The organism is Pseudomonas sp. TH15 (assembly GCF_016651105.1).
Lineage (GTDB): Bacteria > Pseudomonadota > Gammaproteobacteria > Pseudomonadales > Pseudomonadaceae > Aquipseudomonas.
Genome location: NZ_JAEKEL010000001.1, coordinates 4,410,835 through 4,423,883 on the forward strand (window position 1 = coordinate 4,410,835; position 13,049 = coordinate 4,423,883).

Genomic DNA, 13,049 nt, shown 5'->3' on the forward strand with positions numbered 1-13,049 from the left:
ACTCAAGGGAATAGCATGAGTGACGATGTCAGTTATGATGATGCGATAAAGATCTCTTTTGATCAGGCAAATGACTACCTAAAACGTATGCGCTGCAACCGACCTTGCGAAGCGTGTGGGTATGAAGATTTCAAAATTGAAACCGATGGCGGTGATGTTGCATATATCCCCATCATTCTGGCAAAAGACGACAATCTTGGCTTGCTGTACATGCCTGTCTCCTGCTTAAGATGTGGCAATACTCGCTTTATTAACGCGATCTCAATGGCAAGAACGATTCTTGGCGAGCATACTGGTGACGAGCATGGCGAATGACAATATCGTAGGTTTTCGCTCAGCCAAGGGTAATGGTTCTGGAAACCCACCAGGAGGCATGACATTGGAATCGCGAGTTTCTGCAATAGAAAGTGCTATTCCTGAGATCAAGGAAAAGCTGAATCTAATTTTGGTCAAGGTCGAATCCATCGATAAACACACTGCGACCAAAGCCGATCTGGCCAACACTGAGCTAAGCATGCTGAAGTGGTGCATTGGCACAGCCATAGCGATGACCGGCCTTGCTTGCGCCATCACTTTTGGCCTGACCAAATTGTTTTCAGGCTCTTAAGTACGACTTCATGAATGCCAAGATTGTACGAAGCCCGCAAGTGAGCGGGCTTTTTTCTGCCTTTCAAAACGGAGCTGTCTGCTCCATCGCCACTTCAAAAAGATTTTCTACCTTAGCGACTCGCTCCTCCTCGCCCTGAGGATCCCACCTGAGGGTTACCGACTCGTCGTCATTGAACGTCATGTCTATGCACTCAGTCTCTGACAGCAATCCCATCACCTCCTCCCACTCCCTTTCTCCATCCGTGTCCAGTCGGTGGATCGCCACCCATCGCTGTATCTGTGCGATCGGGTGATTGATCATCGACGAGACGCGCAACTGAAGGCGCTCAAGGTCAGACATTGCACCGCTTTCGAGCCGGTTTTGTTTTTGCGCCATTGCCATCTACTTCACTCCTGATAGCTGTATATCCATCCAGTTAAAACAAAGCATAACCAATTCTTATGGAAAATAAATTAACCGCCGGTATTGACCACAAAGAAACCGCCGGTTAATTTACACCCATCGCAGCGACACACAGCCATTGCGAAGGGCCTCAACAGACCCGCCGCTCTTTAGTGATACACCTTGCCGGATCACTACCGGCCCAGATTCAAAGGCAGCGATGAACCGGCCTCAACGGTTCAGAGGGTTGGCAACTGACCCGGGCGTGCAGCGTAAAACGCCAAGAACAGTTACACAGCGGGAGAACAAGCCGAAAGGCCCGCGGCTGGAGGAACAACACGATTCAAGCCGATGACGGCCGCCAGTAGCGGGTCACGGCGCCACAGATTTACTGATGCCGCTTCGATGAGGCGGCATTGGAAATCAACGGAGGGCACCGCGATGCCGAAGAAGGCCTATGAGTGCGGAAGCTGTAACGACGTGCACAACACGCATTACGCGGCCGAGCAGTGCTGCCAGCCAGAAGTGAGCGACGTCTGGCTGTGCGATACCTGCGAAGAGGCGCACGACGAGAAAGATGATGCAGAGAAGTGCTGCGTCGGCAAGGTCAAGGCGCGCGGCATTGAGACTGTTCGATGCCCTTCCTGTTTCCGTGACCAAGAGCTGGTCCAGCACGCCATTGAGATTGAGGTGGCCGGGCATTGCTCTGAATGCAATCCGCACTACTCGATTGACGACACATTCAAGATTGCCGATCTGGTTGATCAGCAAATCGCTGAGAACCTGGATCGCATGCAATGACGGACCTTTTCCTGATGCACCTGGTGACGGGTGCATTGGGAAAACAACCGATCAAGCACGGAGCATCAAATGAGCGAACAAACCCTTCAAGCGCTGCTCGCCGAGCGCGTCACTGCTTTTGCAAACAGCGACAAGCCAGTCGAAATCATCGACGAGCACGTCAAGAAGATGTTCACGAACGTGGTCGACAACTGCTTCGGCCGTTATGGCGACATGGGCAAGCAGGTTGAGGAGGCAATCAAGGCCGCACTGCCGGCCAATTTGACCGAAATCTTTGAGCTGACTCGCTATAACGCAATGATCGCTGCTGCTTTGAAGGAGAAGTGGGAAAACAGCGGCGTAGAAGCCGACATGGTGCGCTTGGCGCAAAAGCAGATTGATGAAGTACTGAACAAAGACGCGCTGCCTGAAGTGATCAGTTTGCAGGATCTACTGGAAGCCTTTGTCGAAGACCACAAAGAGTCAGCGGCCGAAGAGCATTGGGAAGCCCCGGACATCCGTTTCCAGCCATCCGACTACGGTGGCCTGCACATCTACTTCGACAAGAAGCCAAAGGATCACGGAATTTCGACCTACTCCAGAAGCACTGAGCGCAGCGAGTACATGCTCGACAACGCGATCCACATCAGCTTTGACCGTTACGGGAAAGACCGAAACGAAAAAGGTCATGAGGTTGGCTCGGTGTACGCCGCCAAAATCGACAACGAGAAGATCAGCCAAACACTGAAATTCCGCTCTCCATTCGAAAAGATGGTCGCTGCACTCTACTTCGGTAAATCCAAAATCATCGTCGACTGCGATGAGGATGAGTTTAGCTACGGCATCTACGACTGACCAATCAGCGCCACGACAGCCTGTCGTTAACTGCCTGATCCTCTCTATGAGAGCGCATCGGGGTGTGATCTGAGGCTAAGTCTCGGGCAGCGGATGAGCCAACCGGTCGCCTATAGGGCCACCCCTTCCGCCAAATGCCGGTTGAGCCCCGGCCAGATCCCACCCTGATGCGGACGAAACTGCGGTCTATAACCGCTCACCTGCATCGCAACCAACTACCGAGGGATGCTCGGCAGTTGCCTTCAATCAGAGGAATGGCAGCCATGTAAAAGTGAGCGATTCACCTGCGCGGCGCGGCAAGCCTGAAGGCCGGCGCCCATCACTCATACAGGCAGCGGACAGTAGGACGTCGATGTCACCGCGCATCGGCCGGGATTCCCGGTAGTCCACCCTGCGCACGTCGACAATGTGATGCTCCAAGCCCAGACCGACGCCAGTAGCGGGTCTGGGTGCTTTGCATATCACACAGGTAGAAAAATTGAATTAGCCAGTTGCCCGCTCGGTCAAGAATTATGAACGCAGGAAATCTGACGAGGTGACAGCAATGACTATCCAAGCAGAGACACTCGTACAACTGACCGAAGCGCTCCAAGAGCGAGGCATGAATCTGGTTTCAGATGTGCACTTCACTCGCGCTCCTTACCGTTACAACCACCGCTGGATCTGCATCGTAGAGTAACCATGCTCATTGCCGGCGGCTCGGACTAAGACTCCACCGCCGGCCCCACTGCCCCGCTACTCCGTTTTCCCTTCCTTATCCTCCGACACCACCCGAATGCACTCACCTCCGCGCCCAACGGCAACCAGCGGAGCGGTTGAGTGCATCCGAGTTTTGTTGGATCAACACCCGCCACCACGGAGGCGACCATGGCAACCAGCTATGCAGACAGTGCGCAGGCCCGGGAATGGGACAGGCGCTACGACGACTGGGGGCGCCCGAAAGCGCCGAAGGTTGAAGACTTCCACGACTACGAAGCCGCTGAGCAGAAGCGCACCCAGCGCCAAGCGTTGATGGCCGCTCAGGAACTCGTAGACCGTAAAGCACGGGCAAAGCGCGTCTCGGCAGCAGTGGTCGCTTACGGTGAATTCTGGGGGTTGAAATGAGCGCTCATCAGGTCCCAGTGGCCGCAGGCCTTCCCGGTGCAGGGAATCACGATCTGGCCGTTGGGATGCTCGAAGGCTACATCAAAAGCATGTCCGACCCGGATTGCAGTGCAGTGGCCGTCCGGTCCTCAGCTAACACCGCTCTGATGATTTTCCGCGCACTAAGCATTATCAGCGCGACAGAGGACGCTGATTACACCGAACGACTGAACCATGCATACGAATTCCGAAAAGGGAGAGCCGCATGACAACTCCACCGGTAAAAACTCTGGTCGATGAACTACTCGACGACATTGAGCGCCGCATCGCCATCCTCGGCTTCGGTCTCCCCTTCAACGAGGTGATCGGCCGCAAACGCGAGGACCTGGTCGACAAACTCCCGCAGCGCCTGTCGGTCACCATGAAAGGCGGTCGCATCGCGGTGAGGGCTCGGCCATGAAGCTAGCCTACTGGATCCTCGCCTCCGTCCTCGTTGCCGGGATGGCCGCTTACACGACGGCACGCGATTCGTCTGGTGTGTGCGAAGTGCCGCACTCAACCACCTACCGGGTTTTCCGGTGACCAGTCTTCAGCGAGCGCGCCGGCTGCTAATTCGGCGCGGCTCGTTCTCCGCCATGGGCGTTTTTACTTTCCTGATGCTACTCAGCGCCCTCGCCGATCGCGTCACTCAATAAACAAAACCACCACACGCTGCGCTCGGCGCGGCAAGGAATCGTCATGTCCGCAAACGCCAAACAAGCCCCCGTATCGGCCGACCTCGATCTGAGTGAAACCGGAAGCACAAAGAACCCTGTTGCTCCTGCGGTTGCCGTCACCGACATCGCCGAGTATCGGCCGCATGAGGAACAGATCGTCCGTTTGGAAACCAGCTACGGGAAGCTTGTCGTTGACTGCTCAACCAGCGAGGGGCTGGCAAACGCCAAGGAAGTGCGGGTCGACATCCGCGATGTGCGTTACGCCTTGGCTAACACCACGAAGACTGCGCTCGTTCCTTATCAGCAGAAAGTCAAAGAAGCCCAGGCTCGTGTCAACCAGGTAAAGGAATTTGGCGAGGCGCTGAAAGATCGAGTTCTCGCGATTGAAGCGCCTGTCGATGAAGCCATCAAGGCCGAAGAAAAGCGCGTAGCGGACGCCAAGGCCGAACGCGAGCGCATCGAAGCTGAGCGTGTCGAAGCCATCCGAGCAAAAATTACCCGATTCAGTTCGGTCGCTGCTGCATACGCAAGCCGAAGCGCTGCCGATGTTGCAAATGTCCTGCTGAACGTCAAAGAGTCGGTAATCCTGCCAGAGGAGTACGCCGAGTTTGAAGCTGAAGGCACCATCGCTCGGGACAACGCAATTGAGCAGCTCGAAACCCTGCACAGATCTGCCGTCGAGCGCGAAGAGGCTGCCGCCAAGCTGGCAGCCCAGCAGAAAGAGCTCGACGAATTGCGCGAGAAGCAACGCATCGCCGATGAATACGCAGAGAAGGAACGCCAACGGGTCGCAGCAGAAGATCGCCAGCGCATTGCAGATCAGCAGGCAGAACTCAACCGGCAGCGCGAACAACTGCAGCGTGATCAAGACGCTCAGCGTTTGAAGGACGAGCAGAACCAGCGTGACCAAGAAGAACTGGCCCGCCTGCGCGCCCAAGCTGCCGCACCGGCACCGATCATTGCAGCGGTAGCGCCGCTGATCGAAGAGAAAGTCGAGGTCGCACCTATCAACACTCCGGCGATCGCAGCTGAATTCGACGACGTGACCACCACCGCGCCTGCGGTTGAAGACATCGTCGAGGTCGTCGCACTGGGCTTCGACGTAAGCGTCGACACCGCTCGCGCCTGGCTTCGTGCAATTCGCTTCTAAACCCTCCCTTCCCCTCTAAAGGTCGACGAACACATCGTCGGCCAAGGAGAGCGCAATGAATGACTCAGACACTCAAACAGCGACGGGCCTTGCCACTTACCAAGACCCGTCCCACAACGCGGCAGCACTCATTCTCGACCCGGGCACCATGAAGTCGATGAGCGACCTCGCCTTGATGATGTCGAAGGGCGTGACAACTGTGCCCAAGCATTTGAAGGGCAATCAAGCTGACTGCATGGCGGTCGTCCTGCAAGCAATGCAGTGGCAGATGAACCCGTTTGCGGTTGCTCAAAAGACCTTCATCGTGAACGGTGGTGCACTCAGCTATGAGGCGCAGCTCGTCAACGCAGTGATCACCGCCAAGGCACCTGTCAAAGGACGTTTGAACTTCGAGTGGTTCGGCAATTGGGAAAACGTCATCGGAAAGATGCGCGAAGTGACCAGCCGAACCAAGAAGGACGAGGACACCGGCGAGTTCAAGAAATACCGCGTTCCGGGGTGGAGCTTCGACGACGAGAAAGGACTCGGTATCAAGGTTTGGGCAACGTTCAAAGGCGAAGAGGAGCCGCGCACTTTGGAGCTTCTGCTCACTCAAGTTCGCACTCGCAACTCGACACTTTGGGCGGAGGATCCGAAGCAGCAAATCGCCTACCTGGTGACGAAAAAATGGGCGAGGCTCTTCTGCCCGGACGTCATCCTTGGCGTCTACACGCCTGACGAGTTCGAAGACTCCTACGGTGGCGAAATCGATATAACTCCTGCGAAGCACGCCTCAAACACCGCTGCCGCCGCCGAGGTGTCTTTCGGCCCGAAATCCCCATCACCGGAAATCGACGGAGTATTCGCTGACCTGCTGGTCGTCGCGAAGCGACAGGACATCGATGCTTATGCGGCGGCGTGGGCAGGTCTCAAGCCTAAGCAGCGCGCAGCGATCGGCTTGGAGTGTCACGAAGCACTCAAGAGCATGGCGGCAACCGTTGATGCTGACTTCACCGATATGACTGGCACGGACAAAGACCTGTCCCAGGTCGAGGAAGCGGCGTAGTGAGAACGGAACTGCAAGGTACTGAAAAGTGGCACTCAGACCGGTCAGGTCGAGTAACTGCCAGTCGCTTCAAAGATGTGATCGCTTGGGGGAAGCCTGACAAGAATGGGAAGCGCGAGCCGATGGGCGCGCGCACCTCCTACATGCGCGAGCTGTGCTTCGAACGACTGGCGAAGAAGTCCAAGCACAACGTCAGCAGCGCCTCCATGAAGTGGGGTCACACAGAAGAGCAAAAGGCTCAGGACGCCTACGAGATGCTGACCGGCAACATTGTCGTGCCGTCGGAATTCATCGTTCACCCGAAGTATGACTGGCTCGGCTGCTCGCCAGACGGCCTGATCAACGACGACGGCGGCACCGAATCAAAGTGCCCTTTCAACGAGGCTATCCACGTCAGGACTTGGCTGGAGGGCATGCCCGAGGAACACATGCCGCAGATTCAGGGCTGCATGTTCGTGACAGGCCGGCAATGGTGGGACTTTCTGTCCTTCGATTCCCGCCAAGACGAGGAGTGTCAGCTCTACATCGAAACGATTTACCGCGACGAAGACTACATCGCCAACCTGCACAGAGAGCTCGTCCAATTCAACTTGGAGCTGAACCGCATGGTTGATGAAGTCGCGGACAAAGCACGGGCACAAGCCCATAGATTAGGAGCTTGAGCATGATCAGCCTCAACCTCAATGCAGTTCGAACGAAACAAGCTGAGTCTGACCGAATTGCGGCGGCGACGACTGACTTCTGGAGTCGGCCCGGCAGCACCTTCAAGGAGCTGCCGCCGGCTCGAATGAAGCCAAGGCCTGCGCGGCGGGACTGGGTAGACCCTGAAACGGTCCTCAAGCGGCGGCCGAAGCCGATATCGGCCGCTGACCGCAAGGCTCTGCGCAAAATGGCGGACTCGGTATGAAGTCGAAACGCAAACCCAACAACGGTTTCGCCCGGGCTGAACGCAGTTGCCGGGCGCTGCTGCGTACCAACCACGTCGCGGTGGTGAACATCGACCCAAGCGGCTCCCAGATCATGGTGAACTGGAAGAACTGCCGTCAGATCCGCAGTTTGGCGATCGCTAATGCGATCTTCGACTTCTCATACCGCTGGACGATTTACATCGGCGCCATGTGTCGCGACGAGCGCGGCGCCGAGTACATCAAGTCGGTGGAGATCTCGCCCGAAGGCATCTACAAGGTTGAGCACCTCACCGATGCGATCGAGCATTACTACCTGGAGCTGCGCAACAGCGCGAACCCCACCCATCTGATCGCATCAGGCTGGATCGCTATTCCGGATGAAATTTCGATTGACGAAGCCCAAGCCGCGAAGCTGTTCTACGCCGCCGGCGCCTGGCATCAGGTGAAGGTCGCAGCGTGAGACGTTTTCGCACCCAACAACGCAAACGACAGACCTGGTTGGACTTGCCGGCCAGCGGAATTGAAGAGGTAGGCCATGGCCGAGGTAAAGGAACTGACGGAGGAAGCCAAGAAGCAGCGCAGGAAGCGCGAGAAAGCGGCAGCAAAGGACGCTGCATTGGGCGTGGAGAAGTTTACGGTTGAAGTTGCCGGCGTGTTCAAGCCAGACCTCAAGCGGGTTATGGCCGCCCACGGATTCAACAACCAGCAGGAGATCCATCAGAACCTGCTGCGCAACCTGATCGCCGCCGACTTCGAAACCCAGGCCCAGATGCTCAAATGTGTCACGACACCTTTTGTTGTTACTGAAAAGGTGTCGCGAGAGTTTTACGCGAAGAGCATGGTCGAACTGGCGCGCGAAGCTGGCGATGAAGTTATAAGCCCTTCCGATTTGCCTCGCTGCACCATTCGTACAGATCTTTGACCAGTTGAGATAATTCGATTTTGTCAGTTATCCCGAAACCCTCTGCCTTTACCTCTAGCCCCCCTTTGTCGGTCGGAACTGACAAGTGGCTATAGTCCATCAGACGCTTTAACTGGTCGACCCAGCCTGCCGCTTGGGCGTCGAGCTGAGTGATGTCAATACTACTCACCGCTTCACTGCACTCGACCAATGCCCGAAAGATGTCATACGCCTCGCTGTTGGGGTGAGGAGGCAACAAGATGTCAATTGCCGTTGAAAAACACTGAGCCGCTCTAAAAAAGACATAAAGCCTCCATTGCTAAATTCGAGGCGCTATCAAACCTTATCTATATACAAATTGCCACCACCGGTCGCGGAGGGCGGCGCCTGACTGGAGAAATCCATGAGCTACAACTGCGCATATGTCCGGCAGCACTACCAGGTGTCCGCCGAGATTGGCCGACGCGTCATCGCCTACGGAAAGCCCGGAGTCATCCTTGCGGATCGCGGCCACTATATCGGCGTGGTGCTGGACGAAGATCCGAAGAAGCGGATCAGCAACTACCACCCAACCCACGAAATGCAATACGGCGAAATGGCTGAGACGCTACCGCTAAAAGAGTGGCTGGTGCTGCCGTTCAAGCACGATTGGGACGATCTCGACTGGAACCGCGAGGCCCGCGAAGATCTGGTCAGGGTGTGGGCGGCCACTCGAAGTCAGGCCAAATACAAGGCCTACGAGCAGCTTCAGGATTATTGCCACAGCATCAAGGCGATGTTGCACTTCAAGGTCCGGCGCGCCTGATCAGCCCTCACCTGTGGCACTGATCACTCAGGCGAGATGGTTAGCACCGCATTGTGGTTTGAATCAACGACCATGGCTCGACCGCTATCTGTTTCCGTGATGTCACCAATGTATTTCGCGGAAGAACCCGCGGTGTATACCTCGTCACCATCGATCCGATACAAAAGCTCGCCAGTGCTACTTCGAACAAACTCGTCTTCATCGATACGACCAATCAAAGGCGCGGCCGGCCCTCGACCCGAATAGACGTTGTAGCGGCCCTTCGTAAAATCAGTAGCCATCTGCTTCTCCTTCCGGCTCGATGCCGGGCTGAACACAAATACCCCACTTCTACGAATCACGCCAGCCGGCGAGGATCCCCTATGCCCCATATCACCTCCAGCTCTGTGTGCAGCGGCATCGGGCTTGCCTTCGAGCGCGAGTCGATGCGCGTCTGTAATGGTGGAAATTCTTAATTCACCAAAAAAACCAACCTCTACGAATTCAATTCGGCTATGGCCACTTCACATAGCAGAATTTGGTGCTGTGTTGTGCTGATACATGCCCTAGCAAGGCCAAACCTGTAATGAAGGGCGAACACAGTAGTCCCCCTGTGTTCAATGAGTTTCTTATCCAGCAGTTCTATCGATCTGCGCACAGCGCAGACTGCGTTTACAACGACCGGATCAGGAATGGCTAACAGATCAATTCGGTCGAACATTGAAAGGATTTTTTCGATATCGGCCCGCAGATGGAGGGGATTAACACTCCCATTTTCAGTTAATGACTCTTGCTCGATGACGTTCAGCGCGTAGTTAAGAACTCCGACGATTGCGGCACATTTAGCTGAATCCTGACGCATCGCGGCTTTCTCCGCTCGTCTGCTCTGGCGGCTCGCTATAACCCAGGCGGCCCAGATCGAAACAATCGCCCCAACTGCCTGAACCCAGCTTGCCCATTCACTATTAGTTAACTCCACTTTCATCAAAGCCAGAGCTAGGACGAAAGCGGCAGATAAACATAAAACAATGTTCGGAACCGATAGTAACGGTTGAAACAAACTCTTCCCGTAATCATTAAGCATCGCGATCTCCCTTTCCCTATCCGCCAAATATACCCGGCGAGGATCCCCTATGTCCGCACAACAGATCGACGAAAAGAAACTCGAGCGCGCGATCCGCAAGATCAAGCACTGCCTTGCACTGGCCCAGAGCGCCAACGAGAACGAGGCGGCGACGGCGCTTCGGCAAGCGCAGGCACTGATGCGCGAGTACCGGCTGACCGAAATGGATGTGAAGTTGAGCGACGTCGGTGAAGTCGAGTCGCAGTTCTCCCGAGTCGAACGCCTCCCCGCGTGGGAGCGGAGCCTGAGCGGGGCTGTCGCTCATGTGTTCGGATGCACGTCGCTGTACGGTCGGAAGTACTGCAAGGAAAAGGATCGAATCATCGCCCGCGTGTCATTCGTAGGGGTGACGCCTGCCCAGCACATCGCGCTGTATGCGTTCGAGGCGCTGCTGACAAAGCTGAAATTTGCTCGCAAGCAATACGTCGCTTCGGTGCGTGCAGGCGTGCACCGCAGCTCGTACTCAGCCGAAACAGCAGGCGACCACTTCGCCTTGGCTTGGGTTAACGAGGTTTACGAAAAGCTGAGCGCCCTTGTCCCGAAAGGCGAAGACGATACCGCGCCAGCAAGTGAGGGTCGCGAGATCATCGCAGTTGAAGCGCAAGACAAGGCACTGATCACCGAGTACCTCGCAAACAAAGGCGTGGGGAAAGCTCGAAAATCGCGTGATGTCGATATCGACCTGAATGCGCAAATCGCCGGAATGCTCGCCGGGCGTAGGGTGGACCTGCACGCCGGCATCGCGCGCGGCGGCGAGGACACTCTCGCCCTATCCGCAACCGCCTGACCTCTCCTGCCTGAAACAACCGGCGCATGCCGGTAAGGATTCCGCATGCTCACAGCAATTGACTTGTTTTCTGGTTTCGGTGGTTGGACGCGCGGCGGCAAGGACGCCGGGCTAAATGTGCTCTGGGCTGCGAACCACTGGCCTGAGGCGGTCGAGTGGCACACCCGCAATAACCCAGGCACCATCCACGCCTGTCAGGATCTGCACCAGGCGAACTGGGCGGATGTGCCGAAGCACGATGTGATGCTCGCCTCGCCATGCTGCCAAGGGCACACGAAAGCTCGAGGCAAGGCTGCCGGCAACCCTCAGCACGATAACTCGCGCTCGACGGCTTGGGCGCCGGTGCAGAACGCTGAAGTCAACCGCCCGGATTTCGCAGTGATCGAGAACGTACCGGAGTTCATGGACTGGATTCTGTACCCGGCTTGGGCTGACGCGATGCAGCGTTTGGGCTACTCATTGGCGCCGCACATCGTGGACTGCGCAGATCTCGGCGTTCCACAGCACCGTGTACGCCTGTTCATGGTGTGCTCGCGCAGCAAGGCGCCGCTGCACCTGCAACTGCCCCGCTACCAGCACGTGCCCGCCAGCCAGATTATCGACTTCGACGCCGGCAAGTGGTCGCCGATCAACAAGCCTGGCCGTGCCGCGTCGACGCTGACTCGCGTGAAGAATGGCCGCGAGCGTTTCGGCGAACGGTTCGTCATGCCCTACTACGGGTCAGGCTCTGGACTCACCGGCCGCAGCCTCGACCGACCGATCGGCACCATCACCACTCTGGATCGTTGGGCCGTAGTCGACGGCGACATGATGAGGATGATCAGCGCTGACGAAGCCATGGCCGCACAGTCCTTCCCGAAGGACACGCTGCGCCCGAACAACCACAAACTGACCATGCACATGACTGGCAACGCGGTTCCGCCCCTCGCTGGCCAGCGAATCATCGAAGCACTTAACGCCGCAGCCTGACAATTACTGAATATTGGCCACGTAGGTCGTAATGAGCGGAACGATCCCTCTGGCTGCATCTTGCTGAACAAATATACGCATGAGATCTACATCGAGTTTGCGATTGAAACGCTGCAGTTGGTCAACAACTGTTCCGCTTATTCGGTAATGCCCGCAGCTGGCACACACCCTTTCTTGATAGTCCCCAGTCGAAGGGACAGCCGTTGCCGCACGACCACAGATAAAGCAGCTCATAAATTTCTCCATTGGCTGAACGCTGAACTGTAGCTGATCCCTCGCCACCCTCCACCGCCCGGGCATGCCCCGGCATAGGACGCCCCATGCCCACAGAAAACAAACCGGCTGCACCAGCCACAGCGGCTGAAGAACTCGACGCAGTGCTGCACTGGCGCGAAAAGCACGCGACTGCGATCAAAGAGCGTGACGCCCTGCAGCTGCGCCTGAATGCAGCGGATCAGACCATCGACGATCTGAAAGCACAGCTCGCAGCAGCCAACTTGACGGAAAGTCGCATGATCACCCTGTCGGGTTGCGAGTTCAGTGAACACGAACTTATCAGTACAGCCGTTCGAATGGTGACCGGCACCAGCCGGCGCGACACGCAGCGCTGGTTAGCGATGAAGGACGCTTTCTGCTGCGGATCGGGTGTTGCGCACGCGCTCTGCCGGCGGTTCGGATTCGACCCCGACGAAACGGTTAAGCCATGAAGCGCTTCACCCGCCGCAAGTTAGAAGCGTGGCTGATCCTGCTGGCAGCGAAGATCCTCGAAGGCCGGAACGTCCACCGCTCCCCGGTCGTCTCCCGCCGCGACAACAACAAAATGTACGGTATGGCCGAAAAGCTCGAAGACATCGCTGAACGCATCAGCAACAAATACCAGTAACCCCTCCCCCTCTAAGTCAGACGAAGATGAGGAGGAATTTAGCATTGAAGAAAAGGATGATAAGCGCCGTCAAC

General features: G+C 56.5%; 20 protein-coding genes. 17 read left to right on the plus strand and 3 right to left on the minus strand.

Annotated features, from left to right (window positions below):
• The first annotated feature begins 15 nt into the window (after positions 1-15).
• Positions 16-315, plus strand: a complete 300-nt coding sequence (locus JFT87_RS19805) for a hypothetical protein (RefSeq protein ID WP_201203957.1) — start codon at positions 16-18, stop codon at positions 313-315.
• On the plus strand, positions 305-607 hold the full coding sequence (locus JFT87_RS19810) for a hypothetical protein (RefSeq protein ID WP_242487276.1): 303 nt from the start codon (positions 305-307) through the stop codon (positions 605-607). The genes JFT87_RS19805 and JFT87_RS19810 overlap by 11 nt, the downstream gene beginning before the upstream one ends.
• 63 nt (positions 608-670) lie before the next feature.
• On the opposite strand, the gene JFT87_RS19815 is transcribed toward JFT87_RS19810, so the two are convergent.
• Positions 671-991 carry a DUF1654 domain-containing protein gene (locus tag JFT87_RS19815; protein ID WP_201203958.1) on the minus strand — a complete coding sequence of 107 codons (321 nt, stop codon included), beginning with the start codon at positions 989-991 and terminating at the stop codon, positions 671-673.
• A 441-nt stretch (positions 992-1,432) separates the two neighbouring features.
• On the opposite strand from JFT87_RS19815, the gene JFT87_RS19820 reads away from it, so the two are divergent.
• The 11 genes from JFT87_RS19820 (at position 1,433) to JFT87_RS19870 (ending at position 9,234) form a co-directional block, all read left to right on the plus strand.
• Positions 1,433-1,792, plus strand: a complete 360-nt coding sequence (locus JFT87_RS19820) for a hypothetical protein (RefSeq protein ID WP_201203960.1) — start codon at positions 1,433-1,435, stop codon at positions 1,790-1,792.
• Positions 1,793-1,861: 69 nt separating this feature from the next.
• The gene (locus tag JFT87_RS19825) at positions 1,862-2,626 is read left to right on the plus strand and encodes a hypothetical protein (RefSeq protein WP_201203962.1); all 765 of its coding nucleotides are present in this window, start codon (positions 1,862-1,864) and stop codon (positions 2,624-2,626) included.
• A gap of 867 nt (positions 2,627-3,493) precedes the next feature.
• Positions 3,494-3,730, plus strand: coding sequence for a hypothetical protein (locus JFT87_RS19830; RefSeq protein ID WP_201203964.1), 237 nt, complete (start codon positions 3,494-3,496; stop codon positions 3,728-3,730).
• A gap of 244 nt (positions 3,731-3,974) precedes the next feature.
• Positions 3,975-4,169, plus strand: a complete 195-nt coding sequence (locus tag JFT87_RS19835) for a hypothetical protein (protein ID WP_201203966.1) — start codon at positions 3,975-3,977, stop codon at positions 4,167-4,169.
• A 278-nt stretch (positions 4,170-4,447) separates the two neighbouring features.
• Positions 4,448-5,575, plus strand: coding sequence for a hypothetical protein (locus JFT87_RS19840; protein ID WP_242487277.1), 1,128 nt, complete (start codon positions 4,448-4,450; stop codon positions 5,573-5,575).
• A gap of 55 nt (positions 5,576-5,630) precedes the next feature.
• Positions 5,631-6,620 (plus strand): RecT family recombinase, encoded by a 990-nt coding sequence (locus JFT87_RS19845; protein WP_201203968.1) that lies wholly within the window; start codon positions 5,631-5,633, stop codon positions 6,618-6,620.
• A complete protein-coding gene (locus JFT87_RS19850) occupies positions 6,620-7,282 on the plus strand; it encodes a lambda exonuclease family protein (RefSeq protein WP_064116720.1) in 663 nt (220 codons plus the stop codon). The genes JFT87_RS19845 and JFT87_RS19850 overlap by 1 nt, the downstream gene beginning before the upstream one ends.
• Before the next feature lie 2 nt (positions 7,283-7,284).
• Positions 7,285-7,527 (plus strand): hypothetical protein, encoded by a 243-nt coding sequence (locus JFT87_RS19855; protein ID WP_201203970.1) that lies wholly within the window; start codon positions 7,285-7,287, stop codon positions 7,525-7,527.
• The gene (locus JFT87_RS19860; protein WP_201203972.1) at positions 7,524-7,988 is read left to right on the plus strand and encodes a hypothetical protein; all 465 of its coding nucleotides are present in this window, start codon (positions 7,524-7,526) and stop codon (positions 7,986-7,988) included. Before JFT87_RS19855 ends, JFT87_RS19860 begins: the two co-directional genes overlap by 4 nt.
• 75 nt (positions 7,989-8,063) lie before the next feature.
• Entirely contained in the window at positions 8,064-8,450 is a 387-nt protein-coding gene (locus tag JFT87_RS19865) for a hypothetical protein (protein ID WP_201203974.1), read from the plus strand.
• Positions 8,451-8,832: 382 nt separating this feature from the next.
• The gene (locus tag JFT87_RS19870; RefSeq protein ID WP_201203976.1) at positions 8,833-9,234 is read left to right on the plus strand and encodes a hypothetical protein; all 402 of its coding nucleotides are present in this window, start codon (positions 8,833-8,835) and stop codon (positions 9,232-9,234) included.
• Positions 9,235-9,257: 23 nt separating this feature from the next.
• On the opposite strand, the gene JFT87_RS19875 is transcribed toward JFT87_RS19870, so the two are convergent.
• Positions 9,258-9,515 carry a hypothetical protein gene (locus JFT87_RS19875; RefSeq protein WP_201203978.1) on the minus strand — a complete coding sequence of 86 codons (258 nt, stop codon included), beginning with the start codon at positions 9,513-9,515 and terminating at the stop codon, positions 9,258-9,260.
• A 194-nt stretch (positions 9,516-9,709) separates the two neighbouring features.
• Entirely contained in the window at positions 9,710-10,297 is a 588-nt protein-coding gene (locus JFT87_RS19880) for a hypothetical protein (RefSeq protein ID WP_201203980.1), read from the minus strand.
• 49 nt (positions 10,298-10,346) lie between these two features.
• On the opposite strand from JFT87_RS19880, the gene JFT87_RS19885 reads away from it, so the two are divergent.
• From JFT87_RS19885 to JFT87_RS19900, 4 genes are all read left to right on the plus strand, one after another.
• Complete coding sequence (locus JFT87_RS19885) at positions 10,347-11,123, plus strand: DUF2786 domain-containing protein (protein ID WP_201203982.1); 777 nt, start codon at positions 10,347-10,349, stop codon at positions 11,121-11,123.
• 45 nt (positions 11,124-11,168) lie between these two features.
• Positions 11,169-12,092 carry a DNA cytosine methyltransferase gene (locus JFT87_RS19890; protein ID WP_201203983.1) on the plus strand — a complete coding sequence of 308 codons (924 nt, stop codon included), beginning with the start codon at positions 11,169-11,171 and terminating at the stop codon, positions 12,090-12,092.
• A gap of 320 nt (positions 12,093-12,412) precedes the next feature.
• Entirely contained in the window at positions 12,413-12,799 is a 387-nt protein-coding gene (locus JFT87_RS28480; protein WP_242487278.1) for a hypothetical protein, read from the plus strand.
• Positions 12,796-12,975, plus strand: coding sequence for a hypothetical protein (locus JFT87_RS19900; protein WP_201203984.1), 180 nt, complete (start codon positions 12,796-12,798; stop codon positions 12,973-12,975). Before JFT87_RS28480 ends, JFT87_RS19900 begins: the two co-directional genes overlap by 4 nt.
• Positions 12,976-13,049 lie beyond the last annotated feature (74 nt).

Coding starts and splice junctions, on each gene's coding strand:
- JFT87_RS19805 (WP_201203957.1), top strand. CDS start 16: ATGAGTGACGATGTCAGTTATGATGATGCGATAAAGATCTCTTTTGAT.
- JFT87_RS19810 (WP_242487276.1), top strand. CDS start 305: ATGGCGAATGACAATATCGTAGGTTTTCGCTCAGCCAAGGGTAATGGT.
- JFT87_RS19815 (WP_201203958.1), bottom strand. CDS start 991: ATGGCAATGGCGCAAAAACAAAACCGGCTCGAAAGCGGTGCAATGTCT.
- JFT87_RS19820 (WP_201203960.1), top strand. CDS start 1,433: ATGCCGAAGAAGGCCTATGAGTGCGGAAGCTGTAACGACGTGCACAAC.
- JFT87_RS19825 (WP_201203962.1), top strand. CDS start 1,862: ATGAGCGAACAAACCCTTCAAGCGCTGCTCGCCGAGCGCGTCACTGCT.
- JFT87_RS19830 (WP_201203964.1), top strand. CDS start 3,494: ATGGCAACCAGCTATGCAGACAGTGCGCAGGCCCGGGAATGGGACAGG.
- JFT87_RS19835 (WP_201203966.1), top strand. CDS start 3,975: ATGACAACTCCACCGGTAAAAACTCTGGTCGATGAACTACTCGACGAC.
- JFT87_RS19840 (WP_242487277.1), top strand. CDS start 4,448: ATGTCCGCAAACGCCAAACAAGCCCCCGTATCGGCCGACCTCGATCTG.
- JFT87_RS19845 (WP_201203968.1), top strand. CDS start 5,631: ATGAATGACTCAGACACTCAAACAGCGACGGGCCTTGCCACTTACCAA.
- JFT87_RS19855 (WP_201203970.1), top strand. CDS start 7,285: ATGATCAGCCTCAACCTCAATGCAGTTCGAACGAAACAAGCTGAGTCT.
- JFT87_RS19860 (WP_201203972.1), top strand. CDS start 7,524: ATGAAGTCGAAACGCAAACCCAACAACGGTTTCGCCCGGGCTGAACGC.
- JFT87_RS19865 (WP_201203974.1), top strand. CDS start 8,064: ATGGCCGAGGTAAAGGAACTGACGGAGGAAGCCAAGAAGCAGCGCAGG.
- JFT87_RS19870 (WP_201203976.1), top strand. CDS start 8,833: ATGAGCTACAACTGCGCATATGTCCGGCAGCACTACCAGGTGTCCGCC.
- JFT87_RS19875 (WP_201203978.1), bottom strand. CDS start 9,515: ATGGCTACTGATTTTACGAAGGGCCGCTACAACGTCTATTCGGGTCGA.
- JFT87_RS19880 (WP_201203980.1), bottom strand. CDS start 10,297: ATGCTTAATGATTACGGGAAGAGTTTGTTTCAACCGTTACTATCGGTT.
- JFT87_RS19885 (WP_201203982.1), top strand. CDS start 10,347: ATGTCCGCACAACAGATCGACGAAAAGAAACTCGAGCGCGCGATCCGC.
- JFT87_RS19890 (WP_201203983.1), top strand. CDS start 11,169: ATGCTCACAGCAATTGACTTGTTTTCTGGTTTCGGTGGTTGGACGCGC.
- JFT87_RS28480 (WP_242487278.1), top strand. CDS start 12,413: ATGCCCACAGAAAACAAACCGGCTGCACCAGCCACAGCGGCTGAAGAA.
- JFT87_RS19900 (WP_201203984.1), top strand. CDS start 12,796: ATGAAGCGCTTCACCCGCCGCAAGTTAGAAGCGTGGCTGATCCTGCTG.